The 26,264-nt window shown below is 66.9% G+C and carries 23 protein-coding genes and 1 pseudogene; 12 read left to right on the forward strand and 12 right to left on the reverse strand.

All coding sequences use genetic code 11. From position 1 onward, the window contains the following. Nucleotides 1–10: 10 nt before the first annotated feature. Nucleotides 11–978, reverse strand: a pseudogene (locus BLW44_RS00330) (IS481 family transposase). A 187-nt stretch (nt 979–1,165) separates the two neighbouring features. Between BLW44_RS00330 and BLW44_RS00335 the strand changes: the two are divergent. After that, on the forward strand, nt 1,166–1,816 hold the full coding sequence (locus BLW44_RS00335) for a hypothetical protein (RefSeq protein WP_139305202.1): 651 nt from the start codon (nt 1,166–1,168) through the stop codon (nt 1,814–1,816). 51 nt (nt 1,817–1,867) lie between these two features. On the opposite strand, the gene BLW44_RS00340 is transcribed toward BLW44_RS00335, so the two are convergent. Beyond that, on the reverse strand, nt 1,868–5,626 hold the full coding sequence (locus tag BLW44_RS00340; protein WP_139305203.1) for a hypothetical protein: 3,759 nt from the start codon (nt 5,624–5,626) through the stop codon (nt 1,868–1,870). Between the two features lie 377 nt (nt 5,627–6,003). On the opposite strand from BLW44_RS00340, the gene BLW44_RS00345 reads away from it, so the two are divergent. The 3 genes from BLW44_RS00345 (at nt 6,004) to BLW44_RS00355 (ending at nt 8,192) form a co-directional block, all read left to right on the forward strand. After that, the gene (locus BLW44_RS00345) at nt 6,004–6,660 is read left to right on the forward strand and encodes a hypothetical protein (RefSeq protein ID WP_139305204.1); all 657 of its coding nucleotides are present in this window, start codon (nt 6,004–6,006) and stop codon (nt 6,658–6,660) included. Further along, nucleotides 6,657–7,295 carry an RES domain-containing protein gene (locus BLW44_RS00350; RefSeq protein WP_053098490.1) on the forward strand — a complete coding sequence of 213 codons (639 nt, stop codon included), beginning with the start codon at nt 6,657–6,659 and terminating at the stop codon, nt 7,293–7,295. Before BLW44_RS00345 ends, BLW44_RS00350 begins: the two co-directional genes overlap by 4 nt. Nucleotides 7,296–7,388: 93 nt before the next feature. Continuing rightward, a complete protein-coding gene (locus BLW44_RS00355) occupies nt 7,389–8,192 on the forward strand; it encodes a hypothetical protein (protein ID WP_139305205.1) in 804 nt (267 codons plus the stop codon). A 337-nt stretch (nt 8,193–8,529) separates the two neighbouring features. Here the strand turns inward: BLW44_RS00355 and BLW44_RS00360 are convergent, their stop codons facing one another. Then, a complete protein-coding gene (locus BLW44_RS00360; protein ID WP_060926724.1) occupies nt 8,530–9,285 on the reverse strand; it encodes an SDR family oxidoreductase in 756 nt (251 codons plus the stop codon). Between the two features lie 264 nt (nt 9,286–9,549). On the opposite strand from BLW44_RS00360, the gene BLW44_RS00365 reads away from it, so the two are divergent. Further along, on the forward strand, nt 9,550–10,467 hold the full coding sequence (locus tag BLW44_RS00365; protein ID WP_060926729.1) for an RNA polymerase sigma-70 factor: 918 nt from the start codon (nt 9,550–9,552) through the stop codon (nt 10,465–10,467). Nucleotides 10,468–10,840: 373 nt separating this feature from the next. Continuing rightward, a complete protein-coding gene (locus BLW44_RS00370; protein WP_060926723.1) occupies nt 10,841–11,593 on the forward strand; it encodes an SDR family NAD(P)-dependent oxidoreductase in 753 nt (250 codons plus the stop codon). A gap of 342 nt (nt 11,594–11,935) precedes the next feature. Here the strand turns inward: BLW44_RS00370 and BLW44_RS00375 are convergent, their stop codons facing one another. The 4 genes from BLW44_RS00375 to BLW44_RS00390 all read right to left on the reverse strand — a co-directional run bounded on the left by BLW44_RS00375 (nt 11,936) and on the right by BLW44_RS00390 (nt 14,336). After that, nucleotides 11,936–13,159 (reverse strand): MFS transporter, encoded by a 1,224-nt coding sequence (locus BLW44_RS00375; protein WP_060926722.1) that lies wholly within the window; start codon nt 13,157–13,159, stop codon nt 11,936–11,938. A gap of 67 nt (nt 13,160–13,226) precedes the next feature. Next, nucleotides 13,227–13,511 (reverse strand): hypothetical protein, encoded by a 285-nt coding sequence (locus BLW44_RS00380; RefSeq protein WP_060926721.1) that lies wholly within the window; start codon nt 13,509–13,511, stop codon nt 13,227–13,229. A 2-nt stretch (nt 13,512–13,513) separates the two neighbouring features. After that, nucleotides 13,514–13,843 carry a DUF7882 family protein gene (locus BLW44_RS00385; protein ID WP_060926720.1) on the reverse strand — a complete coding sequence of 110 codons (330 nt, stop codon included), beginning with the start codon at nt 13,841–13,843 and terminating at the stop codon, nt 13,514–13,516. Between the two features lie 73 nt (nt 13,844–13,916). Then, nucleotides 13,917–14,336 carry a MarR family winged helix-turn-helix transcriptional regulator gene (locus BLW44_RS00390; RefSeq protein WP_245647391.1) on the reverse strand — a complete coding sequence of 140 codons (420 nt, stop codon included), beginning with the start codon at nt 14,334–14,336 and terminating at the stop codon, nt 13,917–13,919. A 149-nt stretch (nt 14,337–14,485) separates the two neighbouring features. Here BLW44_RS00390 and BLW44_RS00395 point away from each other — a divergent pair, with 149 nt between their 5' ends. Both BLW44_RS00395 and BLW44_RS00400 read left to right on the forward strand, forming a co-directional pair. Beyond that, nucleotides 14,486–14,737 carry a hypothetical protein gene (locus tag BLW44_RS00395; protein ID WP_060926718.1) on the forward strand — a complete coding sequence of 84 codons (252 nt, stop codon included), beginning with the start codon at nt 14,486–14,488 and terminating at the stop codon, nt 14,735–14,737. Then, nucleotides 14,737–15,294 carry a MarR family winged helix-turn-helix transcriptional regulator gene (locus tag BLW44_RS00400; protein ID WP_060926717.1) on the forward strand — a complete coding sequence of 186 codons (558 nt, stop codon included), beginning with the start codon at nt 14,737–14,739 and terminating at the stop codon, nt 15,292–15,294. The genes BLW44_RS00395 and BLW44_RS00400 overlap by 1 nt, the downstream gene beginning before the upstream one ends. A gap of 87 nt (nt 15,295–15,381) precedes the next feature. Here the strand turns inward: BLW44_RS00400 and BLW44_RS00405 are convergent, their stop codons facing one another. Then, the gene (locus BLW44_RS00405; protein ID WP_060926716.1) at nt 15,382–15,552 is read right to left on the reverse strand and encodes a CsbD family protein; all 171 of its coding nucleotides are present in this window, start codon (nt 15,550–15,552) and stop codon (nt 15,382–15,384) included. Nucleotides 15,553–15,626: 74 nt separating this feature from the next. Beyond that, nucleotides 15,627–15,881 (reverse strand): hypothetical protein, encoded by a 255-nt coding sequence (locus tag BLW44_RS00410; protein ID WP_139305206.1) that lies wholly within the window; start codon nt 15,879–15,881, stop codon nt 15,627–15,629. A 91-nt stretch (nt 15,882–15,972) separates the two neighbouring features. Here BLW44_RS00410 and BLW44_RS00415 point away from each other — a divergent pair, with 91 nt between their 5' ends. Next, on the forward strand, nt 15,973–17,592 hold the full coding sequence (locus BLW44_RS00415) for an SDR family oxidoreductase (protein WP_082724516.1): 1,620 nt from the start codon (nt 15,973–15,975) through the stop codon (nt 17,590–17,592). Nucleotides 17,593–18,324: 732 nt separating this feature from the next. On the opposite strand, the gene BLW44_RS00420 is transcribed toward BLW44_RS00415, so the two are convergent. From BLW44_RS00420 to BLW44_RS00430, 3 genes are all read right to left on the reverse strand, one after another. After that, nucleotides 18,325–20,418: a BCCT family transporter gene (locus BLW44_RS00420; RefSeq protein WP_082724602.1), complete on the reverse strand. Its 2,094-nt coding sequence runs from the start codon at nt 20,416–20,418 to the stop codon at nt 18,325–18,327. A gap of 129 nt (nt 20,419–20,547) precedes the next feature. Further along, entirely contained in the window at nt 20,548–22,245 is a 1,698-nt protein-coding gene (locus BLW44_RS00425) for an ABC1 kinase family protein (RefSeq protein WP_060927935.1), read from the reverse strand. A gap of 24 nt (nt 22,246–22,269) precedes the next feature. Further along, complete coding sequence (locus BLW44_RS00430; protein WP_060927940.1) at nt 22,270–22,857, reverse strand: PadR family transcriptional regulator; 588 nt, start codon at nt 22,855–22,857, stop codon at nt 22,270–22,272. A gap of 165 nt (nt 22,858–23,022) precedes the next feature. On the opposite strand from BLW44_RS00430, the gene BLW44_RS00435 reads away from it, so the two are divergent. From BLW44_RS00435 to BLW44_RS00445, 3 genes are all read left to right on the forward strand, one after another. Further along, complete coding sequence (locus BLW44_RS00435; protein ID WP_060927934.1) at nt 23,023–23,400, forward strand: YciI family protein; 378 nt, start codon at nt 23,023–23,025, stop codon at nt 23,398–23,400. Beyond that, nucleotides 23,397–24,584: an RNA polymerase sigma factor gene (locus BLW44_RS00440; protein ID WP_060927933.1), complete on the forward strand. Its 1,188-nt coding sequence runs from the start codon at nt 23,397–23,399 to the stop codon at nt 24,582–24,584. The genes BLW44_RS00435 and BLW44_RS00440 overlap by 4 nt, the downstream gene beginning before the upstream one ends. 72 nt (nt 24,585–24,656) lie before the next feature. Beyond that, complete coding sequence (locus tag BLW44_RS00445; RefSeq protein WP_082724601.1) at nt 24,657–26,231, forward strand: glycosyltransferase family 2 protein; 1,575 nt, start codon at nt 24,657–24,659, stop codon at nt 26,229–26,231. The last annotated feature ends 33 nt before the right edge of the window (nt 26,232–26,264 follow it).

Here is a 26,264-nt window from a genome sequence, read left to right on the forward strand (position 1 = left end):
GCCCCCAGCGCTAGCTGTTCTTCCCCGTGAGGTTGTGAACGCGGTCTGAGGGTGTGTGGCCGCCGATGCCGGTGTGTGGGGTCTGTGGTGATTGTAGTGATGGAGCCAGGCGTCGTAGGTGGCTGCTCGGGCTTCGTCGCTGGCGTAGGTCTCGGCGTAGGCCCATTCGTGGGCGAGGGTGCGGTTGAAGCGTTCGACCTTCCCGTTCGTCTGCGGGCGGTAGGGCTTCGTGAATCGGTGTTTGATGTCGGGGCCGAGAGCGGTCGCGAACGCGTGTGAGCGGTAGCAAGAACCGTTGTCGGTGAGGACCTCTCGGACGGTGATGCCCGCGCGTGTGAAGAAGGCCTCGGCTCTGGCCCAGAACGCTGATGCGGTCTCTTTGCGTTCGTCGTCGAGGATCTCTGAGTAGGCGAGCCGGGAGTGGTCATCGACGGCGTGATGGAGGAACGCGTAACCGCGGCCCTTCTTCTTGTTGTTCCGGTTCCCGATGGTGCGGCCCAGCATGCGATGCCCGCCGCCGTCAGGGATGCGGCCTTGCTTTTTGATGTCGACGTGGATGAGGTCGCCCGGCTGTCCTCGTTCGTAGCGAACGGGTTTCGGTCGCCGGACAGGGAGGCCGGTGGCCTGATCGACGTGCGTCAGGATCGGCATCCGGTATCGGTGCAGAACCCGCTCGACGGTGGAGCGGGGCATGCGGAGGTGATATCCGATCCGGTGCGGACCCCATCGTCTCGTGAACCGCAGTGCGATGATCCGCCGCTCGAGGCGCCGCGCGGTGCGCGCAGGACTGCGACGAGGCCGCGAAGAGCGCTCCGCCTCAGAGGCGCCCGTGCGAGCTCGCCGGGCCTACTTCGATGCTGTTGCCGGCGACACCTGGAACCGCTCGGCCGCTCGCCGCACCGACCAGCCTTGAGTGTTGATCAGGTCGGCCAGCCGAGCCCGACCAACGGGCGTCAGGGGTGCGTTAGCGTGAGTCACGAAGACCTCCGTGTGTGGAATGTGAGTGTGGTAACCCACATCCTGCCCGGAGGTCTTCGCTAACTCACGTGATCACAACGTCCCGAGGAACTACATCTAGTCGCCTGACATCGACTCTGTGGCGTGCGCGACGTCGATGCCCAGGGAGGCCTCCCCTTCCGGCGAAGGCTCATCTACGCTGTCGCACATGGATGAAACCGATGGCCAGCCACGGACCCGCCCTTGGCATGCACAGCCATCCACCGATGTGATCGCGGCGTTCACTGACGCCGTCGCTCGGTTGAACGCCGACGGGGACTTCATCGTTCGAGCGCTGACTGACCAGCTGCTCGCAGAGCGACCGATCGCGGATCAGGAAGAGCTGACGCCGCAGGAGATCAGCTATCTCACCCGGTCCAAGGCCTTCACGCCCGAGTCGTTCGAGAAGACATCGACTCGGGTTGCTCGCGGCGGTGTTCTGGCGAGTGTAGCGAGCACCCTTCTGACGGGCGTGCTTCAAACCATGTCCGCGTCCGCAGCCGCTGCCTTCTTGAGTATGGACGAGGACTCGCTCTTCGCCGCCGCCGATCGTGGCGAGTTGTACGCCGTCGATGTTGCCCACTCCAGACGGTTTCCGTCGTGGCAGTTCAGTCTCTCGTCGCCAGGAAAAATCCTGCCGCACCTGACCGAGATCATTGACATTGTGAAAGACAAAGGATGGGTGTCGGTATCGGCTCTCATGGCGACGCCCCAGCCGGTCATGGTCACCGACGGGCAGCAGAGCCCTGTGGAATGGTTCAGGCGCGGCGGCGACGTGGAAACCCTGGCTCGGATCATCGAGGCTCAGAAGTGGCGATAGAGCTCCTGCTGGGGACGCGAACTCGTGCGCGCCGCCGCTCTCGCATGTCGCCTACGGCGTTTGGCCTCGAGCTGCGAGAAACTCCGTCGCCGTCTCAACCCGATACCGCTCGTCGACGTAGCTTGCCGGAGTGAGATTACGGGTTACGAAGAGGGTGCTCAGGTGGAACTGCTCTCCCTGCGGGGGGTCGCCGAGTCCCAGACGCGCCGCAATGCTCGCAACGTGGGGCGCCAGTTCGCTCTCCTTTCGGGACAGCTGCGTGGTGTAGCAGGGCTTGGTAGCGCGGGTCCCTAGCTGGTCCCGGAAGAAAGAGCGCAGTTGGCGTGCCGTCTCGGCGAATCCGTGAACTGATGCGGGGTCTTTGGCCTCAATCAGCCACAGGGTGCTGTCTCCAGGGCGTCCGCACACGAGGTCAACTTCGGTAGTGAGAGTCGGCACGCCGAGTCGCGCGTGGTCGTTGGGTTTCACGCGGGCGACCGTGGTGTATCCGAGTTGCTCTAGCCGGTCTTGGAGGAACCTTTCGAACCGAATGTTGCGGCGCGCACGGCGGTCCGCAAGCGCGTCGGTGACAGGCTGAGGAACGTCCCCCGCCCAGGGAAGAACTCCTTGGAGTAGGTGGCGGTAGTAGACCTGAAAGGACGTCAGCAAGTACTGCGGGCTGACAATGAGCCGTCCGTCCGAGTCTTGCACCAGCGGTTGCACGAGGAGCCGGTGACGCCGCGTGCGCGTTTGCCAGGGTTTCCACTCGACGGCTTGTATCTGGACGGCCGTGCTGGTGAGCATCCGGATAGCGGCTTCGACACGCGTTCTCTTCGCCTCATCCGCGCCCGGGCCTAGCGCGTCACAGCCCCATGCTGTTGCCTCGGCCACTGTGACGTGCGCGGTCGTCCTGCCTGGCTCAAAGGTCTCCCATTTCGCGAGTGCGGCGAGGGTGGAGAGCATGTCCTGCGACGTCGCCCCCCATGCACGCTGGAAAGCGCCCTCAAGGTCGTCTCCTTCGTTCGTCTGTAGAAGCGAATCGCCATCTTCAGCGCCATACAGCCGAACGCTCGCGGCCGCGCGGCTCAGTTCGTCGTTTCGCAGGCCCCACGCCGATGCGTCGGGATGCGGATCATCGTCGACGGCGAGCTCGTACATTGGGCTGAGGTTGATGACTGCGGGCGCGACTTGGTGATACATCCGCTCGCTCAGTGTGGTCGCGGTGAGGTATGCGTCTGCGGCGGCAAGAAGACCGCTCCACGCCTGAGGAGTGATCGGCTTCGCTTCCGTCGGCTTGTCCAGGATGCGCAAGGCAGCTTCCACCACGATCTCGTTACATTGACGAAGCTGAAGTGTCTCCGCCGAGAGCTCGGCGGTGCGGGTGAGCGGGTCCCATTCGGTAGAGAGGTTCGCGGCGACTCGGGACAGATCGTCTTGCTGATGAATAGCGCTGTCCATCACTCTCGCCAGCTGCTCCATCCCCGTCAACACCACCTCGCTCACGTCGTGTCTCTTGATTCCTTCCAGCAGAGTTTCGAGAGCAACCGGCGCAAGATGCTCGCGGGTAAGTCGATTCGCGTCGTCCGCTCGGTACTCTCCCGGTTCGACGCCGGCACCGTGGAGTCGTCGCCCCAAAGCCGCAACCATGCGGCTCTCGTCAGAGGGTCGTAGACCCCACGGACCAGGCAGGTGATTGAGAGTGGTCCGCGCCTGCTTCATCTCCAAGATGAGAAAGGGCTTCGCTGTGCGCCACTGGTCGCGGAGCGCCGCCGCCGCTTCGACATCCACGCCTCCCGCGCGGAGCAGATCGAACACTGCGTCCCCTGTTAGGAGATTCGCCGCGTACGGATCTCCATTCGCCGAATCTGCGAATCCCTCGACATCGATGCGCCACAAAAAGTTGACTGGTTCATCGACGGCACGCGCGTGCGGGTCGAGATACGGCGTGACCACGCCGGATGATTCACCCGAGACCGCTTCCGATGTGTGGAGATGGAGGACGTATCCGGGCACATCGATCGCCTGGTGCGCGGAACGCCATCGATCACCAAGCGCAGCAAAGCCGTAGATCAGCCCGCCGCACAAGTCAAAGACGAACCGTCGGTAGTCGGCGGACAGGTCCTCCGAGCTCGCCCGTGCCACAGCGACGGGGGGTTCGGTAAGCGCGAGGGACCACCCGACGACATCCGGCGCGGTATTGACGCCGCGGTCGACGTCGTAGGTGGCGTCACCTTCGAGCGCCGCGACATTGGCGACCGGCCCCGGAGCAACCTCCGCTGCTCGCAGGTCACGAAGCGGAGGGAGCCCGACTCTGAGGAGCGACGCTTCGAGATCCGATAGCTCTACCGCGCGATCCCACTCGGCCTCGCCCGCGTGGGCTTCAAAGTAGATGGCGGTGGGTACCATGCCACCCTTGAAGAACGACTTGCCATTGGCCTTCCATGGCTCCCAGTAGTTGATCGCCTCCCACCCGAAACTCTCGGGGAAATCGGGAGCGCTCAGATCCCGCGCGAATGCGTAGAGATCATCGCGGGACGTGGCCGTCTCTGAGATCCAAGTCAGGTCTTCGAGCGCGAGGTTTGCTTCGCCGAAAGCTTGCGGCACAGCGATGTGACCGGCCGCGGCGAAAACCGTCAGCGGGATGACCTCCGCGCCCGGCCTGATGGTCCCTTGTCGTCCGCCCGCCATGCGCACCGACAGTGGACCGGCGTGCGACCTCATCTGTTTAGCCAGCTCCACTGAGCCGATGCGCGGCGGTGGGGTGGACCCCAGGTCGGGAACATAGATGACCGAGACAGCTATGCATGTGGATGGATTCACCGGCACCAGCCACTGAACGTCGATCCCTCGAAGCGGGGAATCGACACTTTCGCTGTTCGGAGGGGATTCGATCAAGCTGTTGGAAAAGCGCCATAGGGCCCGGCGGATCTGGTTCAGACAAGAAACCCTGAGGGCTCGTCGCGCATGCCCGTCTCGATCAAGCGCGGATACCAGTTCTTGTACGGCATGAGCCATGATCTCTGGGATGAAGAGTGGCGGCACCCATCGGAATCCGCCCGCTGAGTCAGCAAAGCGAAGGAACCTCCCGAACGGACTGGACGGACTCTCAGCATCGAATGCGGCCTCACTTGCGGAGATCGTCATCCATTCCAACGCTCTCTTGTCAGCCTCACCGAGTTCGATGTGGTCGAGAGGGCCCAGGTTGAGGAAGGCCCGCGTCGCTTCGAACTCAACGTCCGGCAATGAAACCTCATCGTTGAGCTCGAGATCCGGGGCTGGCACCCACGCGTCCGCAAGGTGGCGGACGCAGAAGTCGCCGTACCTCATCGCCACGTTCACCACGTTCGCAATACCGAATCGAAATCGCCTGCGGAGCCGACCGTCTACCGCTTCCGCCATTCGGAGCGAACGCGTGAGGTCGGCGACCGGCCGTTCGGTGAGGCCAGGCACTGCACGCAGCGACTCCGAGCCGACGGTGAGTAAGGCTGTTCGGGTCGGGTCGGTCGGGATGAAGTCTTCACGCGCCGGGCCGATCCCATAGGTGGTAGCCGCTAGATCGGACAGTGCTTGGATCGACGGCAGCGGGTGGTAATCGTCTGATGCCGGAGCGGCGGAGGCTCGTAGTGCGGCCGCGAAGCTGCTTCCCAATGTCACCGATCGATGCCTGTTGCCCGGGGACGTGGCGGCGGCGAATACCAACGTCCAGAGCTCGTCCGGATCGTACGCTGAAAAAGCCTGTTCGAGTGCGTCTGGCTCCCGTTGCGCGGCGCTCACCGCGCGCGGTTGAGATCGAGGCCGCTTGTTTCTACGAGATTTTTTGTTCTTCCCCACGCAAGCATTTAAGCGTAGGCCAACGACACCCTCGCTGATTGCTGCGCGTTGAAGACGTGGCCCGCCGGGGAGGAAGGTGGTCAGGGGATGGGGTGCCGCCTTGAATGCGCGGACGATATGCCTCCTTCAGCGCCCTGCTCCCACGCCAGGGGAGCGCTTGACCGCTCGCACCTTGACACCTTCCTCGGATCCATACACGCAAAAGCGCGCGTAAGATAATGCGTGTACGCGCTAACCAGATGACGACGCGAGGAGGCCAGATGGCCGTGAAGAAAAGTCGCACCCGTGCCGCCTCGGCTCGCGTCGCCGGTCGCGAGGTCGCTGTGGGCCGCGGCACTGTGACAGGTCGATCCCTCGACGGGAACCCAAAGCTCGTCGTGGCGACCAAGGCCCCAGCAAAGACCGACGTACAAGCCGGTGTCGAGCGCCTTGCGCAGGTGGCGAAGACGTCAAACGTCGACGTATCCGTGTTCAACGCACTCATCGACGAGCTCGCCGATGCGATGACCGACCGTCAATCGACCGAACTGGGCCTCACAGAGCAGGAAGCCAACTTCCTGATCGAATCCGGCGATTTCACTCCGGAGGAGTTCGCCGAGGCATCCGCATTCGTCACCAGCGGCGGGCTCGCCAAGCTCGAGCGCGAGACTCACGTGCGCGCCCTCACCAATACGTACACCGCGTCCGAAGTTGCAGCGCTGCTCGGGATCGATGCCTCCAGTGTGCGTCACCGACAAAGCAAGAACACTTTGTACGGCTTCCGGGCCGGAAGGATCCGTCTCTACCCTCGATGGCAGTTCATTCCAGGCGAGAAGGTCTCCACGATCCCCCATCTCCCCCTGCTCGTTAGAGCAATCCCATCCGACTGGGATCCAGCCGACGTCGAAGGCTTCATGACAACGCCTCAGGATGACTTGCGGTCGACCGAGGACTCGGTCGACCCCAAGGAGTGGATGACGCCGATCGAGTGGCTGGCTGCCGCGAAGGACCCCGCACCCGTAGTGGGAATCCTCGAAGACGCCGACATCAGGTGAGCCCGTCGAGCGCGAAGGTCCCCGCAACGCCCCCGGCGTCGCTCACACTCGACGCCAGCGAGCACCTGAGAACATACGATGGGCTCCTCTGGCGGGTCTTCGCTACAAGGGGTGCTCATCCACAGGCGTGGGACGAGCTGCGGCACTTCGGGCCGGTCAGAACCATGCGCTTTGACCCGCATCCCGAGCCGCAGCAGCATCATGCCGATTATGGCGTGATGTACGTAGCCGCTGGATCTACAACAGCTCTCGGCGAGGTGTTTCAGAAGGGGCGGATTATCAACCGGCGCGCTCGTGGAAGTACCCTCGCGGCTTGGCGACCGACGCGGGAGCTTCGGTTGCTGGACCTCACCAGCAACTGGCCTGTGATCAACGGCACGACCTCTTCGATTCAGATGGGGCCCAAGCGATACACCCGGAACTGGGCGAATGCGATTCATGACCAGCTTGGGTCGAGCATCGACGGGCTCTACCATGTGTCATCGATCGACTTCGGCCCGATGGTGACACTGTTCTCGCCCGCCGAGGACTCGTTCCCCCAGCTGCCGTTGGTGCACACCCGCCTGGACTCATCCAGCGCGAACGTGTACCTCGCGAAAGCCGTGAAGAGACTCGGCTACCGCGTCAATAAGTAGGACCGCCTAGATGAGCAGGAGTCATTCGCTAAAGGCGAGACCGCGATTCTCGGTGTATCAGACGGCGTTCAATCCACCCGTACGCTCAGTGTTATGACAAAGCGTTCGACATTGCAGACTCTCGGCGGTGCCGTCGAAGGCTTCCGGGATTTCGCGGCGGCGATCAAGAGTGGAGTGCCCACGGTTCGACAGGGGTCGATGGCAGAGGAAGATCAAGCCCTCGCAGGAAACATCGTCATCCCTCACGCCATAGTCTCCGGGCTCGTCCTCACCGTTGCAGACCATGTATCCGCTTGGGCGGAGCTTGCCGCTAGCCCCGACGAGGACGTGTTGCTCCTCCACATGCAGGCTGACTACACGTTGTTCCGCCCGGTCTTGGAGGGGCTCGTGGAGGTCATCTGGATTCTTGACGGCACCGATTCCTCTACTAGAGTCCGCAGGGCACTCGAGATTGCTCGTATCGAGTACAGGCACGGGCTGAAGCTGACGAACGCTCTGCGCAAAGCGCGAACGCCGGATGACAAGACGGAACAGGGAATAGCAGCACTCGGGCGTTTTCTCAGGACCACGGCGACCAACCTCGGGTCTGATCCCAAGGACATTCTCAGCGCACCATTGATCGACCCCTCCTCGATCACAAGGAAGATAGCGAGTCGCGTTCCAGGCCCCACGCTGCAGACCTTCAACTATTGGGCAATTACTTCGGCTCACGCGCACGGGCAGTTCATCACCACTCTGCGCCACGCGATCGAGACGCCCCCATCTACACCTCAGATGGGCGGGGCTCTATACGAACCAGACGAGGAGTTGATTGCAAACCTCATCGAGTTCATTGGGGCGCTGCTCGAGATCGCAATCAAACTCCTCAACGAGCAGGGCTACGAACTTCGACGCTAGAGCTGTCGTTTCGGGGGATCGGGAAACGACGGGTCGAGGAGATGCACACCATCGAGATGCAGAAGTCTCGGAGGCGGACTGTCCGACCCCATCCGTATGATCGAAACAACCCGTCGCGGGTGCGGGATCGCGACGGAGTGGATCTTGCGCTTTACATCGGACTTAGTCCGATTACATCGCGATTCTGACAGTGGTTCAAAGATCTTCCCCTGCGATCCGGGGAACACGAGTCGAGACGGAGACGCAGCGCGGCACCCTGCGACCTCGCCGACCGCGCGGAGGGCGATCGAGTCGCAGGGGGCCACCGTGCGGCACTGGCGCGCTGCGCCCCACCGTCTTACTTCCGGGGCGGGTTGAGCGGCAGCCAGTCCTCGAGGCGCGTCTCGAAGATCTGCGCACCCTCGACCGGGACGAGGGTGCGTTCCTCGATCTGCGCGCCGTAGTAGGGCGCGCTGTCGTCGCGCACGACCCGGCGAGGATCCTTGCGGAACGCGAGCCCCCGGCGGATGAACTCGTCGAGGCCGAACGCCTCGGGTCCCGCGATCTCGATGTCACCCTGCGGCGATCCTGCGGCGGTGCGGGCCACGGCCGTGGCGACATCCTCCGCCGCGATGGGCTGCACCAGACCGCCGGGAAGGGTGACCGTGTCGCCGTCGGTCGAGATGTCGGCGATGCTGCCGATGAATTCGAAGAACTGCGTGGCGTGCACGAGCGAGTACCCGATGCCCGATTCACGGACCAGCTTCTCCTGCGCGACCTTGGCTGCGAAGTACGGGATGCTCTGCGGCCTGTTCGTACCGACGATCGTGAGTGCGACGTGGTGCTTCACTCCGGCTGCGGCCTCGGCGCGCAGGAGGGTGGTCGTCGACGTGGTGAAGAACTCCATCACGTCATCCGGGGCGAACGACGGCGAGTTCGACACGTCCACGACGGTGTGCGCACCGTCGAGCACCTCCGCGACCCCTTCGCCCGTGATCGTGTTGACGCCGGTGTTCGGCGATGCGGCGATGGCCTCGTGGCCGTGCGCGATCAGCTTCGAGACGACCTTGGACCCGATGAGCCCCGTGCCTCCGATGACGACGATCTTTGCCATTTCATGCCTTCCTCTCGAGGGCACAGGATGGTGCGCCCATCAGTGGTGACCGGACGGAGGCGCCGGATGTGACAGGAACGTTCGCCGAACTGTCACAGATCGTTCCCCAGCCCGGTCAGACATAGAGGACGGCACGCACGTACACCGATGCCGTCCAGAACGGAGCCAGCGGAGATGCGGATCCTCGAGGCGGATGGCAGAGTCGAGGCGGGCGGCAGGGTCGAAGGCGTCGCGCGATCTCCCGTGGGCGCAGATCGGATCGCCATGGCAGCGCCATCGGCGACCGACGACAATCGAGGAGTGCACACCGAACCGGATGACGCGCTGGCGACCTTCGACGCGCACCGACGACGCGTCTTCGGGATCGCGTACCGGATGCTGAGCACGGTCTCGGATGCCGAGGACATCGTCCAGGAGACCTGGCTCAGGTGGCAGAACACCGATCGTTCGACGGTCCAGGAACCCGCGGCCTTCCTCACCACGATCGCGACCAGGCTCTCGATCAATGTCCTGCAGTCCGCCCGCGCACGGCGCGAGACCTACATCGGCCCCTGGCTTCCCGAACCCGTGAACACGGAAGACGATCCGGCGCTCGGTGCAGAGCGTGCGGAGGCGCTGCAGTTCGCGATCCTGCTCACCCTCGAGAAGCTGACCCCCACCGAGAGGGCGGCGTACATCCTTCGCGAGGCGTTCGACTACCCCTATCCGCGGATCGCGGAGGTAGTCTCCGGCAGCCCCGCCGGCGCTCGCCAGCTGGTGAGCCGCGCTCGCGCTCACCTGTCATCCGCCCGCCAGCGGACCGTGGACCCGGCTGCACAGCGTCGCCTCCTCGACGCCTTCCTGACCGCGGCGCAGCAGGGAGATGTCGACGAGCTCGAATCGCTCTTCGCCGCCGACGTCGTGAGCTACACCGACGGCAACGGCGTGAAGCAGGCCGCACGGATCCCGGTGATCGGCCGCCGACGGGTCGCGACATTCGTCTCCGCGTTCGCGCACCACTTCTGGACGAACAAGGCCATCGACCGGGTCGAGATCAACGGGCAGCCCGCCGCGACCCTGACCGAAGACGGCGAGGTGACCACCGCCGTGACCGTGACCGCGTCGGCCGACGGCATCCTGCAACTCCTCTGGGTGATGAGCCCGGCGAAGCTGCACCATGTCGCTGCGCTCCGCGCACGGTGATGGCTGGTCATGAATCATTAACTAGTCTTGGTTTCTTCTCGCTTGGCTAGTAGATTGAGCCTCGATAGCAGGTCCGCTCCGCGGGCCTGGCACGGTGACAGAACATCGGCCCGCCCGTCCCCAGCGCGGCGGCCACCACACCGCAGGGCATGACGCTAGCCACGAGCCCTGTCCCGCCCCTCCGCCCGCGGTCCCAAACTTCGGCGGAGGGCCGGGAGCCTCCACCCTGACGGCCTCTCGATCCGGTATCCCTCCACGCGCGATGTCCATTCACGCGCATCCATTCACCTCCCAGAGGCGTAGGCTGGAAGCCTAGGACGGACCGTCCGAGAAGATCTCCCGGCACCGCGACCGTCCGGAAGAGGAGTCACTCGTGGCTCAGTACGACGTCTCGAACCGCTCGGCGATCGTGACGGGAGCAGGCAGCGGAATCGGACGCTCGACCGCTCTGCTGCTCGCCCAGAACGGCGCATCCGTCGTCGTCAACGACCTGAACGCGGACCACGCGAACGCGGTCGTCGACGAGATCCGCGCCGCCGGCGGCACCGCCGAGGCATCCGTCGGCGATGCGACCGACCGCGACTGGATCGCGAGCTCGATCGAAGTCGCCAACACGCTCGCGCCGCTGCGCATCGGCGTGAACAACGCCGGCATCGGTGGAGCGTCCGCCCCCACCGCCGAGTACGACGACGAGGCATGGGACAAGGTCATCGCGATCAACCTCAACGCCGTCTTCCGCAATATGAAGGCGCAGATCCCCTCGATCCTCGCGAACGGCGGCGGATCCGTCGTCAACATCGCCTCGATCCTCGGCAGCGTCGGGTTCGCGAACTCCCCGGCATACGTCACCGCCAAGCACGGCGTCGTCGGCATGACGAAGTCTGCGGCGCTGGAGTACTCCGCCCAGGGCGTGCGCGTGAACTCCGTCGGCCCCGGCTTCATCGACACCCCGCTGCTGGCCACCATGGGCGACGAGGCGAAGGACTTCCTCGTGAGCAAGCACCCGATCGGCCGCCTCGGCCAGGCCGACGAGGTCGCGAACCTCATCGCCTTCCTCGCCAGCGACGCGGCGAGCTTCATCACCGGCAGCTACCACTTGGTCGACGGCGGTTACACCGCCCTCTGAGGTTCGACCGGGTTCGGTGCGCGCGTCCTCCGCTCACACTGCCGAATTCAGGACGACAGCGCGAGTGCAGGATGAAATCGATGATTGCGTCCTGCATCCGTGCTGAGGTCCTGCATTCGCGACGGGTTCGGAGACGGATGCCGGCGCGCGTCCCGGCGCGTCCCTGGTGCGTCCCCGGTGCGTCCCCGCGAGCGACCCTCCGCTCACGCTGCCGAAATCAGGACAACAGCGCGAGCGCAGGACGGAACCTCCGATTCCGTCCTGAATTCGCGCTGAAGTCCTGCATTCGCGCCGGCTTCGAAGACGGAGGCATCGCAGCCCGCCGGCACCAGCCCCCCGGCATCACCCCCGCGGGCGTCGCTTCTCGAGCACGCCGGCGAGCAGCACGGCAACCACTGCCGCCGCGGGCGCCACGATCAGCCCCGCCTGCAGGCTCTGGGTGTCGGCGATGAACCCGACGAATGGCGGCGACAACAGGAATCCGAGCCGCAGCAGCCACGACACGATCGTGAGTCCCGCCCCGCGACGGAGGCCAGGCAGCTCGTCCGCAGCGTGCATGGCCGCCGGGATCAGAGTGGCGATACCGAAGCCCACCGCCGCGAATCCGGCGATCGTTCCCGGGACGCTGGGGAAGACCAGAGCGAGCGTCATTCCGACCGCGGCGATCAGACCGCCCACGCGCGCGACGGCGCGCTGACCGAAGCGGTCGGTCAGCGGGTCACCCAGCATCCGTCCGATGAACTGCGCCCCGACGAGTGCGATGAAGCCGAGCGGGGCGACCACGGCCGGCGCATCGAGCGACTCGGCCAGGTACAGCGTGGCCCAGGAGTTGCCCGCGTCCTCGGCGATGGCTCCCGCCATGGCGATCAGCGTGAGGGCGATGAGCATCATCACGATGCGCGGGCTCAGACCCCGACGCACCGCGGTCTGGATCTCGGCCGGCTCGGCCGTAGCCTCGGCGTCCTCGTCCTCGTCGAGCCCGGGAAGGCAGAACCACAGCGCGGTGAACGCCACCGCCGCAAAGACCGCCGTCGAGATGCCGAGGTGCACGCCGAGCGGCAGCTGGAGGGCGATCGCCGCGGCGGCCATACCCCCGCCGAGCACGGCGCCGATCGACCAGATCGCGTGGAAGGAGTTGATGATCGAGCGCCCGTAGCGGCGCTGCACCCGCAGACCGTGGGCGTTCTGGGCGACGTCGGTGATGGCATCCGACGCTCCACCCAGCAGCAGTGCCACCGCGAAGAGGATGCCGGAGGGAGCGACCGCCGCCGCGAGCAGTCCGAGTCCCGTGGCGATCGTGCCGATGACCGCGATGCGCGCCGAGCCGAACCGGCGGATGAGCACGGCGGCGAGAAGGCCCGCCGCGATGGCACCCGCGGGGAAGGCCGCGATCGCGAGACCGTAGCCGGCGTTGTCGAGTCCGAGCGCTGCCTTGATCTCGGGATACCGCGGCAGGATGTTCGCGAACAGGGCGCCGTTCGTGAGGAACAGCGCCGAGACGGCGATGCGCGCACGGCGTGACGCCCGGTCGGGAGTCACGGATCGAATCGATTCGACAGCAGTCATGGCAACGATGCTACAGGTCAGCGCGAAGCATCCCGCAACTCCGGCGTCAGCTCAGCGACTGCTCGAGTCAGCTCAGCAGCGGCTCGGTATCGGCCGCCGGGGCTCCGGCCACCAGAGCGACCGCAGCCTTCGCCTCATCGAGCTGCTCGAACCGTCCGATGACCTCCGATGTCGGCCCGAAGGCCGTGAACCCTTCGACGATGTTCCCGGTGATCGACCCGAGGTACTGCTGACCGTCGTTGCCGACGTGGAAGCCGGGTTCGACCTCGACCCACAGGCCACGAGCCCGGGATGCCGCCGTGATCCGCGTGCCCGCAGGCGCCTTGGCCGCTTTCCTGATTCGCGCAGACATCGTCACGCACTCATCGCGTGCAGCCGCCGAGATCCCCCGAGGGCTGGGGCGAACTCACCGCGGGTGAGGTCGAGGCCTCCCGCCGAGTTTGCCGCGTTCATCATCGACACCACCAGCGCGCGGTCGATCGCGACTTCTTCCTCCATCACGAAGCGCAGCGGGATGGACGCGTGCACCCACAGCGTCTCGGCGACGCCGTCGCCGATCGCAAGCGTGAGCGGGAAGGACTCGTTGCGTCGCAGCTTCGTGACGATCACGAGCCGCAGGTGGCTCAGCAGTTCGTCGTCGACTTCGATCGGTGCTGCGGTGTTGCCGTATGTCAGGTAACCCATGATCTCTCCCTCACCCTGAAGACTGGTCTGAGAAATAGATTACTAGGTTACCTAGTAAAACGACAGTCGACCGTCACGGAAGGTCGCTGATCTCCTCCGTCAGCCTGCGCAGGAAGCGCGCGACAGCCTCGGTCTGCTCGGGCGTGAACTCGCTCGCGATCGATTGGATTCGCTGCGTGAGTTCGTCGGCGGGCTGGTGCAGATCGCGCAGGGAGGGGCGGAGCACCTTCGATCGTGCATCGGCCGGATGCGGCGCGACGACGATCTGCCCCCGGTCCTGCAGGCGACGGAGCAGGCTCGTGATCGCTGCCGTGCTCACGTTCAGATGGGCGGCGAGGCCGCCGGGAGTGGCCGGGGCGTCGTCGGGCGCGTCGATGATGAAGCGCATCGCCTCGCGGTCGGTGTCATTGGGGGCACGCACTGCTGCCAGACGACGGCCGAACTGCGCGTCGGCACGGCGAAGCTCATCGACGCAGGTGACGAGATCCGTCATCCGCTTCGTATCGATCCCGGTTTCCATATGCCACCCCCTGACGCATCCATTCTACTCGAAGAACAGGTAACCAGGTTGCCTAGTGAAATCCAATGCGACCAGGCACTCTCATCGGATGCGAAGATAGAAGTAAACCAGAGAGGACTGCGATGGTCGAGCGATTCACACTCGAGGATGGCGGGTACATCATGTACGCCGACATGCTCGATCGCCTTCGCGCGCGGTTCCCCTCGGTCCCGGCCTGGCGCCTCGACCAGATCGTGACGGCGGAGCATGACGCGATCACGGGCGGGATCCTCCGGATCGTTCCCGCGGAGGTCGAGAGCGGCGCCGTCGAGATGCTTCTGCGTGAGCAGGGAGAGCTCGAGGATCCCCTGACTGACGACGGCGAGGTGGCGTGATGGAGCGCTCGGAGGAGTTCGGCCGTTCCGGCTATTGGTACCCGGAGTCCGACACCGCCAGCACGGTCGACGTGCTGAACATGCTGCGGCGCTATCGATCGGCCGAGACCGCGATGCGCACGCGCACCCGGATCTCGATGGGCATGAACGAGACCGACCTGGTCGCCCTGCGCTTCCTGCTCCGCGAACAGCGGGCCGGACGGCTCGTGCGCCCGATCGACATTGCGCGGATGCTGGACATCTCCACCGCCTCGACGACGACCCTGATCGACCGGCTCGAGAAGGGCGGTCACGCCCGACGCGAGCCGCACCCGACGGACCGCAGGGCCGGCGTCATCGTGCCGACAGTGAGCAGCGATGACGAGGTCCGCGAGACCCTCGGCGCGATGCATCGCCGCATGCTCGCCCTCGTGGACGAGCTCGATGACAAGGAGCGCGCGATCATCACGCGGTTCCTGGCCGGCATGACCTCGGCGATCGAGGAGGCATCCGACCTCGATCAGGAGCTGCGTGACGTCATCCGCGACCATGAGGAATCGGAGTCGGCCGGCGAGTAGCCGAAGCGGGCGCACCGAGGTCGCCCACCCTCCGGACAGAGAACGGGGAGGTGGCGATCGCCACCTCCCCGTTCTGTGTCACTGCTCTCAGTTGAGGGCGTCCTTGACGTTCTCGCCGGCCTTCTTGACGTTGGCCTTGGCCTGGTCGGCGCGACCCTCGGCCTCGAGCTTCTCGTTGTCAGTCGCCTTGCCGACGGTCTCCTTCGCCTTACCGGCGAGGTCCTGAGCGGCGTTCTTGATCTTGTCATCGAGTCCCATGGGGGCTCCCTTCTCTCTTCATCGGTGGTCTTGCGGCGGTCTTCGTGGTCTTCGGGGCACGCTCGTGTCGGCACTCAGAGCGGAAGCGACAGGATGCTGGCAATCACGGGCAAGGCGGCAGCGGCCACGAGGGCGATGAGTCCGACGATGCCGGCCGTGCGCCAGGTCGGCGGGTCCTGGGTGATCAGGGGTGCGCGACCGAGACCGGTCGCGCGCCCCACGGCCTCGCTCGCGGGGAGCGGCGCGAGACTGACCGCATCCGAGAGCGTGGACGGCGCGGTGCGCTCGGCGGCGTCGACCCGGCTGAGGGAATTCATTGCTCCGGACATGTGATCACCTTCTTCGCCACAAAGATTACTAGACGAACTAGTGAATTGCCAGCCTAGTGAAAAACTCAGGCTTCCGGCTTAGTCTCGTGAGATGACCGAGCTCACCCAGCCCACGGGGCACGAACAGGCGCTGCGCGCCGATCCTCGCGACGACGGATCGGCTCCCCGAGCCCTCGTCCTGGGCGCGACCGGGTACATCGGAGGGCGCCTCACCCCACGGCTGCTGAACGCCGGATACCGGGTGCGCGTGCTTGCCCGCGACGCGGCGCGCGCGGCATCCTTCCCCTGGGGAGCGGACTGCGAGATCGTCGAGGGCTCCGCCGGGAATGCGGATGCCGTCGCCGAGGCAATGCGTGACGTCGACGTCGTGTACTACCTGATCCACTCGATGACCGCGGGCAAGGGTTTCGAGGAGAGCGACGAGCGCGCGGCGACGACCGTGGCGGATGCTGCGGCAGCGGCCGGCGTGCAGCGGATCGTGTACCTCGGGGGACTCCATCCTGACGACGTGACGCTGTCGCCGCACCTGCGGTCGCGCGTGCGGGTGGGCGAGATCTTCCTCGAGTCAGGGGTGCCGACCCTGGTGCTCCAGGCAGGGGTCGTGATCGGCTCGGGTTCCGCGTCATTCGAGATGATCCGCCATCTCACCGACGTCCTTCCCTACATGCCCGCGCCGAAGTGGGTGCGCAACCGCATCCAGCCGATCGCCGTGCGCGACGTGCTGCACTACCTGCTGGGTGCCGCGCGCGTCGCCCCCGACGTGAACCGCGCCGTCGACATCGGCGGACCGGATGTGCTGCGCTACGGCCAGATGATGAACGGGTACGCGCTGGAAGCCGGGCTGCGACAGCGGGCGATCGCCGCCCTCCCCGTGCTGACGCCGGGACTCGCCTCCCACTGGGTGAACCTCGTGACCCCGGTGCCGCGGTCGATCGCCCGTCCGCTCGTCGCCTCGCTGCAGAACGAGTGCATCGTCAAGGACCACGCGATCGACGATCTCATCCCCCGCCCCGCAGACGGGCTGACGCCCTACCGCACCGCCGTATCGATGGCGCTGGGTCGGGTGGACGCCGACACGATCGAGACGAGCTGGCAGGATGCCGAGGTGTCCGGCGCTCCGAGCGACCCCCTCCCCAGCGATCCGGACTGGGCCGGGCGCACGGTCTTCACCGACACCAGGAAGCTGCGCACCGCCGCACCGGTCGACGGACTGTGGCACGTGATCATCGGCATCGGCGGCTCGAACGGCTGGTACTCCTCGAAGTTCCTCTGGGCTGTGCGCGGCTGGATGGACAGGCTGGTCGGCGGGGTGGGCCTGCGTCGCGGCCGGCGCAGCAAGGTCGAGGCCAGGGTCGGAGACGCCATCGACTTCTGGCGCGTCGAGGCCGTCGAGGAGCCAGGGCGCGCGACGGACTCCTCCCCCGCGAGCGGTGGACTGCTGCGGCTGCGCGCGGAGATGAAGGTGCCGGGCGAGGCGTGGCTCGAGCTGCGGGCGCTCCCGGACGGCGACGGCTCGCGTTACGAGCAGCGGGCCGTGTTCTTCCCCCGCGGACTCGCCGGCCGCCTGTACTGGCTCGGCGTCCTGCCGTTCCACGGGTTCATCTTCGCCGGGATGGCGGCGCGGATCACCGCCGCCGCGTCCACCCCGGTCGAGACGGTCGCGCCGGGTGCGGACAGGGCGACCCCTGCCGAGGCGGCCTCCGTCGCCTGATCCCTGCCGATTCGGCATCCGGAGTCCGTTCTGCCCGAGAAGTTCGCGCGCGGGGTCAATTTCGCACCCGAGGTCGCGTGCGGGGTCAACTCCGCACCCGAGGCGGCGGTTTCGGATGCTTTATCGACCCCGCACCCGAATTGAGGGTGCGTGCGCCGCGTGCGTGGTCAGTTCCGCCCCCGGAGTTCGCGTGCGGGGGTCGATTTCGCACCCGAAGGTGCGTGCGTGGTCACTTTCGCACCGGAAACGGCGGTTTCGGATGCTTAATTGACCCCGCACCCGAATTGAGGGTGCCTGGGGGATGCGGGGTCAGTTCCGCACCATAAGTTCGCGTGCGGGGTCGATTCCGCCCCCGAAGGTGCGTGCGTGGTCACTTTCGCACCGGAAACAGCGGTTTCGGATGCTTAACTGACCCCGCACCCGCACTCTGGGTGCGTGCGCCGCGTGCGTGGTCAGTTCCGCACCATAAGTTCGCGTGCGGGGTCGATTCCGCCCCCGAAGGTGCGTGCGTGGTCACTTTCGCACCGGAAACAGCGGTTTCGGATGCTTAACTGACCCCGCACCCGCACTCTGGGGTGCTGGACGCAGGCGGGGTCAGTACCGCGCCGCGACCGGCTCCGTGGGATGCGTTATTGACCTCCCACCGGACGGAGCAGCGTGCGTGGTCGATTCCGCATCGGAAACGAGCGCTTCGGATGCTTTTTCGACCACGCACGCACGCGCGCCGCGGAGTCAGTCGACGGGGCGGTCCGGAGTGCGCGGCGGGTCACCGTGCACGGCACCGGGGGCGGTGTCCGCCTCGGCCGGCTGCTCGGCGAGACCCGCAGGGTCAGCACCAGCACCCGCACCAGCACCAGCACCAGCACCAGCACCAGCACCAGCACCCGCACCCGCACCAGCACCAGCACCCGCACCCGCATCCGCATCCGCATCCGCATCCGCATCCGGGATGATGTCGATCGCCTCTGTGGCTGTGGCGTAGACCTCGGCGAGGCTGTCGTCGACATCGGCCTCATCGATCCACGCGAGGTCGTCTTCGGAGTGGTCGTACTCGACCGGCACGAGTGCGAAGTCGTCGCCGTACTCCTCGAGTCCCGCCATGACGCTGTGCCGCACGGCCATGCGTGCGTAGCGATCGCGCAGGATCATCGGATCCCGCCGCAGGTCCTTCATGAACGCGACCATCATGAACGCCATGATCACCGCGAACGGCAGCGCGGCGATGATCGTCACGTTCTGCAGCGACTTCAGACCGCTGCCCTCCTCGCCGGTGACGAGGAGCACCGCGGCGATGACACCGACCAGCACTCCCCAGACGACCGCGACCCAGCGAGCCGGCTCCGGCCGTCCCTGCTGCGACAGCGTGCCCATCACGAGCGAGGCGGAATCCGCTCCGGTGATGAAGAAGATCGAGATCAGCAGGATGAGCACGATGCTCGTGATCAGCGGGAAGGGAAGGTTCTCGAGCACGCCGAAGAGCACTTCCTCCGGCGGGTCCACCGTGAGTCCGGCACCCTCCATCTGCTGCTGGATCGCCGTCGTGCCGAAGATCGCGAACCAGATCAACGAGATCACGGCGGGCACGACGATGACGACGGAGACGAACTGACGCAGCGTGCGGCCGCGCGAGATCTTGGCGATGAACATGCCCACGAACGGAGACCACGAGATCCACCACGCCCAGTAGAAGATCGTCCAGCTCGACAGGAACATCTGCGCCTCGTCGCCCTGCGAGGCGGAGCGGGCGACCATCTCGGGCAGGTCGCCGAGGAACTGCACGGCCACCGACGGGATGACGTTGAGGATGAGCAGCGTCGGTCCGACGAAGAACACGAAGAACGCGAGCAGCAGAGCCACGACCGCATTGATGTTCGACAGCGCCCGGATGCCCTTCGAGACGCCGGACACGGCCGAGGCGATGAAGCAGGCGGTGAGCACGGCGATCGCGGCGATGAGCACGCCGTTGCCGAGCTCGCCGATGCCGCTGACGATCTCGACGCCGTGGCCGATCTGCAGGGCTCCGAGCCCGAGCGATGCGGCGGTGCCGAACAGGGTGACGATGATCGAGAAGATGTCGATCGTGCGTCCGAGCGGCCCGGTGGTGCGACCCTCCCCGAGCAGCGGCGCGAAGATCGATGAGATCAGCGGGGTGCGGCCGCGACGGAACGCGCCGTAGGCGATCGCGCCACCCACGAGTGCGTAGAACGCCCACGCCTGCGGGCCCCAGTGGTAGAGCACCTGCGCCTGCGCGGTGTGCATGGCCTCGAGGGTGTTCGCCTCGACCGTGCCGGGCGGCGGGCTCTCGAAGAAGGTGAGCGGCTCGGCGGCGCCCCAGAAGACGAGGCCGATGCCCATACCGGCGGCGAAGAGCATCGAGATCCACGAGAACATCGAGAACTCGGGCTCCTCGTCGTCGCGTCCGAGCGGGATGCGTCCGTAGCGGCTGAAGCCGACGAACAGCATGAAGACGAGGATGACGGTCGCGATCGTCGTGAAGAAGAAGCCGAAGTACTCGACGACCCAGCCGAGCACGGCCGCAGTGGTGCCCGAGAGGTTGTCGCCCGCGAAAACGCCCCACGCGATGAACGCGATGGTCAGCGCGACGGCGATGCCGAAGACGAGCGGATCGGTGCGGTAGGTGCGCCCGGTCTCCTCGACCGAGACGCCGGGAACCAGCGCCGGATGCACGCCCCGCGGGGGGACGGTGGCGATGTCACGAACGATCTTCTGGGCGGCCTCACTGGCCTTCGCGGCCTGCCTGATCGCGGCGGTGGAGGTCTTCGGATGGTCGTTGCGCAGGGGCGTCTTCTCGTCCGGAGTGTCCATGAGAACCCATTCTCCCATGCCGGCATTCCGCCGCCGTGGTGGGAAAACCCAGGTGAACCAGCCGATCCTCGGCGTGTACCGGTCCGGCGCGCCGAGTGGATGCCGGATGCTCCGGGTTTTCAGGGCGCGTCAGCGCGAGCGACGCCCGCCGAAGACCGAGTGCAGAAGCGGCAGCGCCGAGACGCAGATCAGGGTGATGCCGAGCGGCGGCAGAGTGGCCACGAGCAGCGCGCCCCCGACCAGCATCGCGGCGAACAGCACGCCGGATCCGATCCGCCGGGCGATGCCCTCGAGCCGGTCGAGCCGACGCTCGAGGGCCGAGGTGTCGAATGTGACGTCACCGTCGTCGACCCTGGTGATGATCGCGTCGATCCGCTTCGGGAGGCGGTAGGTGACGGCGGCGGTCTCCATGGCCTGCTGCGCCATGTCCTGCATGAGGTTGCCTGACTCGTCGCGCAGCAGTCGCCCGGCGTAGGGCTCGGCGGCATCCCAGACGTTGAAGGCGGGGTTGAGGCTCGAGCACATCCCGGAGGTCAGCGACACCGCCCTGATCAGCAGCAGCATGTTCTCGGGCAGCTGCAGCGGGAGCGAGCGCACCATGTCGCCGAACTCGTCGGCGAACGCCGTGAATTCCCGCGGATCGACCGTGCTCAGCTCGGCGAAGCCCATGCCACCGAAGCGGGCGAACAGCGCCCGGAGCGCGCGCTCCAACTCGGCGGTGTCGGCGGACGGCAGCAGCACGCCGATCTCCTGCGCCGCGGTGACGAGCCCGCGGCTGTCGCGACCGGCCACCGCGATGAGCAGGGTGCGCAGACCCGCACGCAGGTTGTCGGGCACCTCGGCCATCATCCCGAAGTCGATGAACGTGAGGCGGAAGTTCCGCCCGGCACTTCCGGCGCCGGATGCCGCGACCGGCGTCACGAAGATGTTGCCGGGGTGCGGGTCGGCGTGCACGAAGCTGTGCGTGAAGACCTGGTCGAACATGACCTCGGCGAACACGTCGGCGACCTCGGAGGGATCGATGCCCGCTGCCCGCAGAGCATCCTTGTCGTTGATCTTGATCGCGGTGACATCCGAGAGCGTCAGCACCTTGCGGGTCGACCGCTCCCAGACGATCTCGGGGGCGCTGACGCGCGGGTCGTCGGCGAAGTTCTCGCGGAAGCGCTCGGCGCTGGCCGCCTCGTGCAGGTAGTCGATCTCCTCGAGGCTGGTCTGCGCGAACTCCTCCACGAGCCCCGGCGCATCGACCCGGTCGGCGACCAGTCGCACGCGCATCGCCCAGCGGGCGACGCGGCGCAACGCCGCCAGGTCAACCGCGACGATCTCGTCGATGCCGGGACGCTGCACCTTGACGACGACCTCGCCGAGGCCGGTGTCAGCGGCATCCTGAGCGGAGAGGCGCGCTCGGTGCGCCTGACCGAGGGATGCGGCGGCGACCGGCGTCTCGTCGAACCACGCGTAGGCCTCTTCGAGCGGACGGCCGAGCTCAGCCTCGGCCGCAGCTCGGATGCCGGTGAACGGCACGGGCGGCACCTCGTCCTGCAGCCCCTCGAGCTCCTTCGTGATCTCGGGCGGCAGCACGTCGAGGCGCGACGACATGAACTGCCCGACCTTGATCATGAGTCCGCCGAGTTCGACGGCCAGCACGTGGAAGCGCTTCGCGAAGCGCTGCATGCGCGGCGCGCGGGTGCGCTCCGAGACGGAGCTCAGACCGAGCTTGGGCAGGACGAGCTCGAACCACCAGATCTTCGCGAACTCGCGCGCCGCGAACGACACGATGCGGCGGTATCGGGCACGATGGGCGCCCTGCGCCGCAGCATCCGTCATGTGTCGTCCCTGGGTCGTGTGCGATCAGTCCTGAGCGAGGATCGAGTACAGCCTACGGCGGGCCTCATCGAGGATCTCGACCGCCTGCTGCACCTGCTCGGTGCTGCCGCTGCGGCCGACGGCCGCGGCTGCGGCCGCGAGGTCGACGCCCGCCTTCGGGAGCGCGGTGTAGCGGGGGTTGTCGTGCGAGCTCTCGCCCTTCGACTGCGACTCCCACGGGGCAGGGGTCTCGGTGTGTTCCGCGGCGACGGCACGACCGGCCTCGGTGAGCGAGTAGGTCTTGCGACCGTTCTGCTCCTCAGCCTCGATCAGGCCCTCATCGGCCAGCAGCTGCAGGGTGGGGTAGACCGAGCCTGCGCTCGGCTTCCACGAGCCGCCGCTGCGCTCGGCGATCTCGTTGATGATCTGGTAGCCGTGCATCGGCTTCTCGACGAGGAGCGAGAGCACCGCGGTGCGGACGTCGCCCTTCGCCATGCGCGAGCCGCCGCTGGGGCGCTGCTCGAACGTCTTGCGGAGCTGGTCCATGGCATCGAAGATCGCGGATGCGGGTCCGCCGGGGCCCGAGCCGAAGCCGGATCCGCCGAACGGGTTCGAGGGGAATGCGTTGTTCATGATGACCTCCCGGAAGTGGTGAGCGATAGTCAACGATATATCGTTAAGGCTGTGTGGTGGGTGTGAGTCCGCCGGCGGAGACCAACTTCGGCCGATGTGTCGATCGGCCCGCTGCTCGATCGTCATCCCTCTGTACGCTGACCGACGAACAGTGAGGATGAGACCATGCGCTACACACTGCTGTTGCACTACGAAGAGCTCGACGCCGAGACCCTGGGTGCCGAGGCGCTCGAAGAGGGGCAGGCCGCGTTCGCGAGCTACGCAGCCACGCTCCACGCGGCGGGAGTCCTGATCGCCGCCGAGGTCCTGCAGCCGTCAGCCGTGAGCACCACGGTGCGCGTGCGCGACGGCGCGCTGCAGGTGCAGGACGGCCCGTTCGTCGACACGAAGGAGCAGCTCGGCGGAACGGTCGTGATCGACGTCGCCGACCTGGATGCCGCGATCGGCTTCGCCCGTCAGGCGCCGCCCGCGTTCTGGGGCACCGTCGAGGTGCGTCCGGGCGCCGTTTTCACGGTCGACGGCGTCTGGACGCCGAACCGATGATCCCCGAGGAGGTCCGGGTCGCCGCCGAGCGTGCGGCGCGGACCTCCTACGGCCGACTCGTCGCACTGCTCGCCGCCCGGAGCGGCGACCTGGCGCTCGCGGAGGACTCCCTGTCCGGGGCTTTCGAGGAGGCGCTGCGGCGCTGGCCGGACGACGGCATCACGCACAATCCGGAAGGATGGCTGCTGACCGTGGCGAGGAACAGGCTGCGCGACGTGTGGAAGTCGGCCGCGGCGCGCGCATCCGCTCCCCTCCACGAGGAGAGCGCCCGCATCGATCCGCTCGCCGACCACGACCCGCTCGCGATCGGCGACAAGCGACTCGAGCTCCTGTTCGTCTGCGCGCACCCGGCCATCGATCCTGCCGTGCGCGCGCCGCTCATGCTGCAGACCGTGCTCGGCTTCGAGGCGGCGGAGATCGCACGGGCGTTCGCGGTGCCGCCCGCCGCGATGGCGCAGCGAATGGTGCGGGCCAAGCGGCGCATCCGGGATGCCCGCATCCCGTTCTCGATCCCCGATCGACGCGTGCTGCCCGAGCGGCTGCCGGCGGTGCTCGAGGCGGTGTACGCGTGCGCCGCGCTGACCTGGCGCGGGGATGCCGAGTCGATGGCCGGCGAGGCGCAGTATCTCGCGGCCACTCTCGCTGGGCTGCTCGTCGACGAACCGGAGGCCTGGGGACTCGCGGCCCTGACGACCCTGACCCTCGCGCGGCGCTCGGCCGAGTTCGTGCCGCTCGACGAGCAGGATCCGCACACGTGGGATGCCGCGCTGATCGCCGAGGGCGAGGCCTATCTGCGGCGAGCGCGACCGGCGGATGCACCGGGACGATTCCAGCTCGAGGCCGCGATCCAGGCGGTCCATTGCGACCGGCTCCGCACGGGGCGCACGGACTGGGACGCACTGCGGATGCTGTACGCGGCGCTCCTCGCGGTCGCGCCCACGCTCGGCGCTCGGGTGGCATCCGCCGTCGTCGTCGCCAGGATCGAGGGACCGGAGGCGGGGCTCGTGGCACTGCCGATGAATGCGGACGACTTCCAGCCGTATCAGGCGGCCAGGGCGGAACTGCTCGCGGATGCCGGACTCGACCCGAGAGAGGCGTATGCGCGCGCGATCGCCCTGGCCGATGACGACGCCGTCGCCGCCTTCCTCCGCGCCCGCGCGGCCTCGTACGAAGATGGCCGCTGACACGCCTGCACGCACTGCCGCCTGAAAGCAAGCCCCCTGTGCTCCACAGGTGACGATGTTTGACTGCCGGTGATGTCGAATTCTGCTGCCGTTTCCCCTGCGTCCACCTCCGTCCGGGTGAGTGTGGTCGTTCCCGTGTTCCGTCCGGGCGATGCCTTCGACGAGCTCCTCGCGTCACTCGACGCGCAGACCCTCGCGCACGACCGGTTCGAGGTGCTGCTGTGCGATGACGGGTCCGGAGACGAGACCCGAGTGCGGCTGGAGGAGGTCGCCCGCGACCGCCCGTTCGTGCGCGTCGCGCTGCTGCCGCACTCGGGTTGGCCGGGGACGCCCCGAAACCACGGCATCGACGAGGCGAACGGCACGTACATCCAGTTCGTCGACCAGGACGACTGGCTCTACCCCGGCGCGCTCGAGGCGCTGTGCGACTACGCCGACGCGAACGCCTCCGACGTGATCGTCGGCAAGGAGGTGGGGATCGGGCGCCGGCTGCCGAGCCGCATCTTCCGCCGCGACGTCCCCAGGGCCCGGCTCGGCGAGGACCCGCTGCTGGAGATGCTCACCCCGCACAAGATGTTCCGCACGTCATTTCTGCGCGAGCACCGCATCCGCTTCCCCGACGGCAAGGTCCGCCTCGAAGACCACCTCTTCGTCATGCGGGCGTACTTCGAGGCGTCGACGATCTCGGTCCTCGGCAGCCAGCCCTGCTACGCGTGGGTCAAGCACGCCGGCAGCGCGAGCTCGTCGCGCATCGACCCTGAGTCGTACTTCCCGCACCTCGAGGCCGTGCTCGATCTGGTCGAGCGCTACACCGAGCCGGGGCGGCTGCGGGATCGCCTGCTGCGGCATTGGTTCCGCGGCAAGATCCTCAAGCGCCTCACCGGCAAGAAGATGCTCGGATACCCGGACGACTACCGCGAACGGCTGCTCGACGTTGTCGGGCCGCTCGCGCAGCGGCGGTTCGGACCGGGGGTCGACGGCGGCCTGTCGTTCCCGAACCGCATCCGCGCGGCACTGCTGCGCGCGAACCGGCGTGCGGACCTCCTGACCTTCGCCCGCTTCGAGACCGAGATGACCTGCCGTGCGGTCGTGACGTCGGCCCGCTGGTCGCGCGGCGGCGGCCTGTACCTCACGGCCGACGTGTCCGTGACGCGCGACGGTGCGGATGCCCTGGTGTTCGAGCCCGGCACGAGGATCCTCACCTCGTTGCCGGTCGCGATGGACGGCCTGCCGACCGGCCTGCTCGAAGCGGGCCGCGAACTGAAGAACGACCAGGTCGGGCTGGTGCTGCGCGACAAGGCCGCCGGTCTCGAGCGGAAGATCGCCTCGGTGCAGCCGCGCGATCCACACACGACCTCGTTGGCGATCGATCCGCTCAAGGTGTTCGGCCGTGACGACGAGTCCCGCGGTGCGAAGCTCGTCGTCACCGTGCGGCGGGCGGGCTGGACGTTCGACGTGCCCCTCACCGCGGATGCCGCCACCCTCGCCGCAGCCGGACCCTCACCCCTGCTGGCCGGGCGTCGCTGCACGCTGGTCGCCGGTCGGGGCGGTGCGGTCGAACTGCGTCGCGAGTGGCCGGGCGGTCGCGTCAGGGACCTCGCGGGTCGCGCCGCGCGACGCCTGCGGAGTGCTGCACGCCGGAAATGAGCCGGGGTCGGGCGCGGCGGGCGATCGCTGCGG

It is taken from the genome of Microbacterium hydrocarbonoxydans, from assembly GCF_900105205.1.
Classification (GTDB): domain Bacteria; phylum Actinomycetota; class Actinomycetes; order Actinomycetales; family Microbacteriaceae; genus Microbacterium; species Microbacterium hydrocarbonoxydans.

Bases quoted from the DNA above. Each gene is read 5' to 3' on its own strand.
- BLW44_RS00385 (WP_060926720.1), bottom strand. From the start codon at position 13,843: ATGGGTTACCTGACATACGGCAACACCGCAGCACCGATCGAAGTCGAC.
- BLW44_RS00395 (WP_060926718.1), top strand. From the start codon at position 14,486: ATGGTCGAGCGATTCACACTCGAGGATGGCGGGTACATCATGTACGCC.
- BLW44_RS00420 (WP_082724602.1), bottom strand. From the start codon at position 20,418: ATGGACACTCCGGACGAGAAGACGCCCCTGCGCAACGACCATCCGAAG.
- BLW44_RS00375 (WP_060926722.1), bottom strand. From the start codon at position 13,159: ATGACTGCTGTCGAATCGATTCGATCCGTGACTCCCGACCGGGCGTCA.
- BLW44_RS00430 (WP_060927940.1), bottom strand. From the start codon at position 22,857: ATGAACAACGCATTCCCCTCGAACCCGTTCGGCGGATCCGGCTTCGGC.
- BLW44_RS00390 (WP_245647391.1), bottom strand. From the start codon at position 14,336: ATGACGGATCTCGTCACCTGCGTCGATGAGCTTCGCCGTGCCGACGCG.
- BLW44_RS00425 (WP_060927935.1), bottom strand. From the start codon at position 22,245: ATGACGGATGCTGCGGCGCAGGGCGCCCATCGTGCCCGATACCGCCGC.
- BLW44_RS00435 (WP_060927934.1), top strand. From the start codon at position 23,023: ATGCGCTACACACTGCTGTTGCACTACGAAGAGCTCGACGCCGAGACC.
- BLW44_RS00355 (WP_139305205.1), top strand. From the start codon at position 7,389: ATGACAAAGCGTTCGACATTGCAGACTCTCGGCGGTGCCGTCGAAGGC.
- BLW44_RS00380 (WP_060926721.1), bottom strand. From the start codon at position 13,511: ATGTCTGCGCGAATCAGGAAAGCGGCCAAGGCGCCTGCGGGCACGCGG.
- BLW44_RS00360 (WP_060926724.1), bottom strand. From the start codon at position 9,285: ATGGCAAAGATCGTCGTCATCGGAGGCACGGGGCTCATCGGGTCCAAG.
- BLW44_RS00415 (WP_082724516.1), top strand. From the start codon at position 15,973: ATGACCGAGCTCACCCAGCCCACGGGGCACGAACAGGCGCTGCGCGCC.
- BLW44_RS00405 (WP_060926716.1), bottom strand. From the start codon at position 15,552: ATGGGACTCGATGACAAGATCAAGAACGCCGCTCAGGACCTCGCCGGT.
- BLW44_RS00440 (WP_060927933.1), top strand. From the start codon at position 23,397: ATGATCCCCGAGGAGGTCCGGGTCGCCGCCGAGCGTGCGGCGCGGACC.
- BLW44_RS00400 (WP_060926717.1), top strand. From the start codon at position 14,737: ATGGAGCGCTCGGAGGAGTTCGGCCGTTCCGGCTATTGGTACCCGGAG.
- BLW44_RS00365 (WP_060926729.1), top strand. From the start codon at position 9,550: ATGGCAGCGCCATCGGCGACCGACGACAATCGAGGAGTGCACACCGAA.
- BLW44_RS00445 (WP_082724601.1), top strand. From the start codon at position 24,657: ATGTCGAATTCTGCTGCCGTTTCCCCTGCGTCCACCTCCGTCCGGGTG.
- BLW44_RS00410 (WP_139305206.1), bottom strand. From the start codon at position 15,881: ATGTCCGGAGCAATGAATTCCCTCAGCCGGGTCGACGCCGCCGAGCGC.
- BLW44_RS00335 (WP_139305202.1), top strand. From the start codon at position 1,166: ATGGATGAAACCGATGGCCAGCCACGGACCCGCCCTTGGCATGCACAG.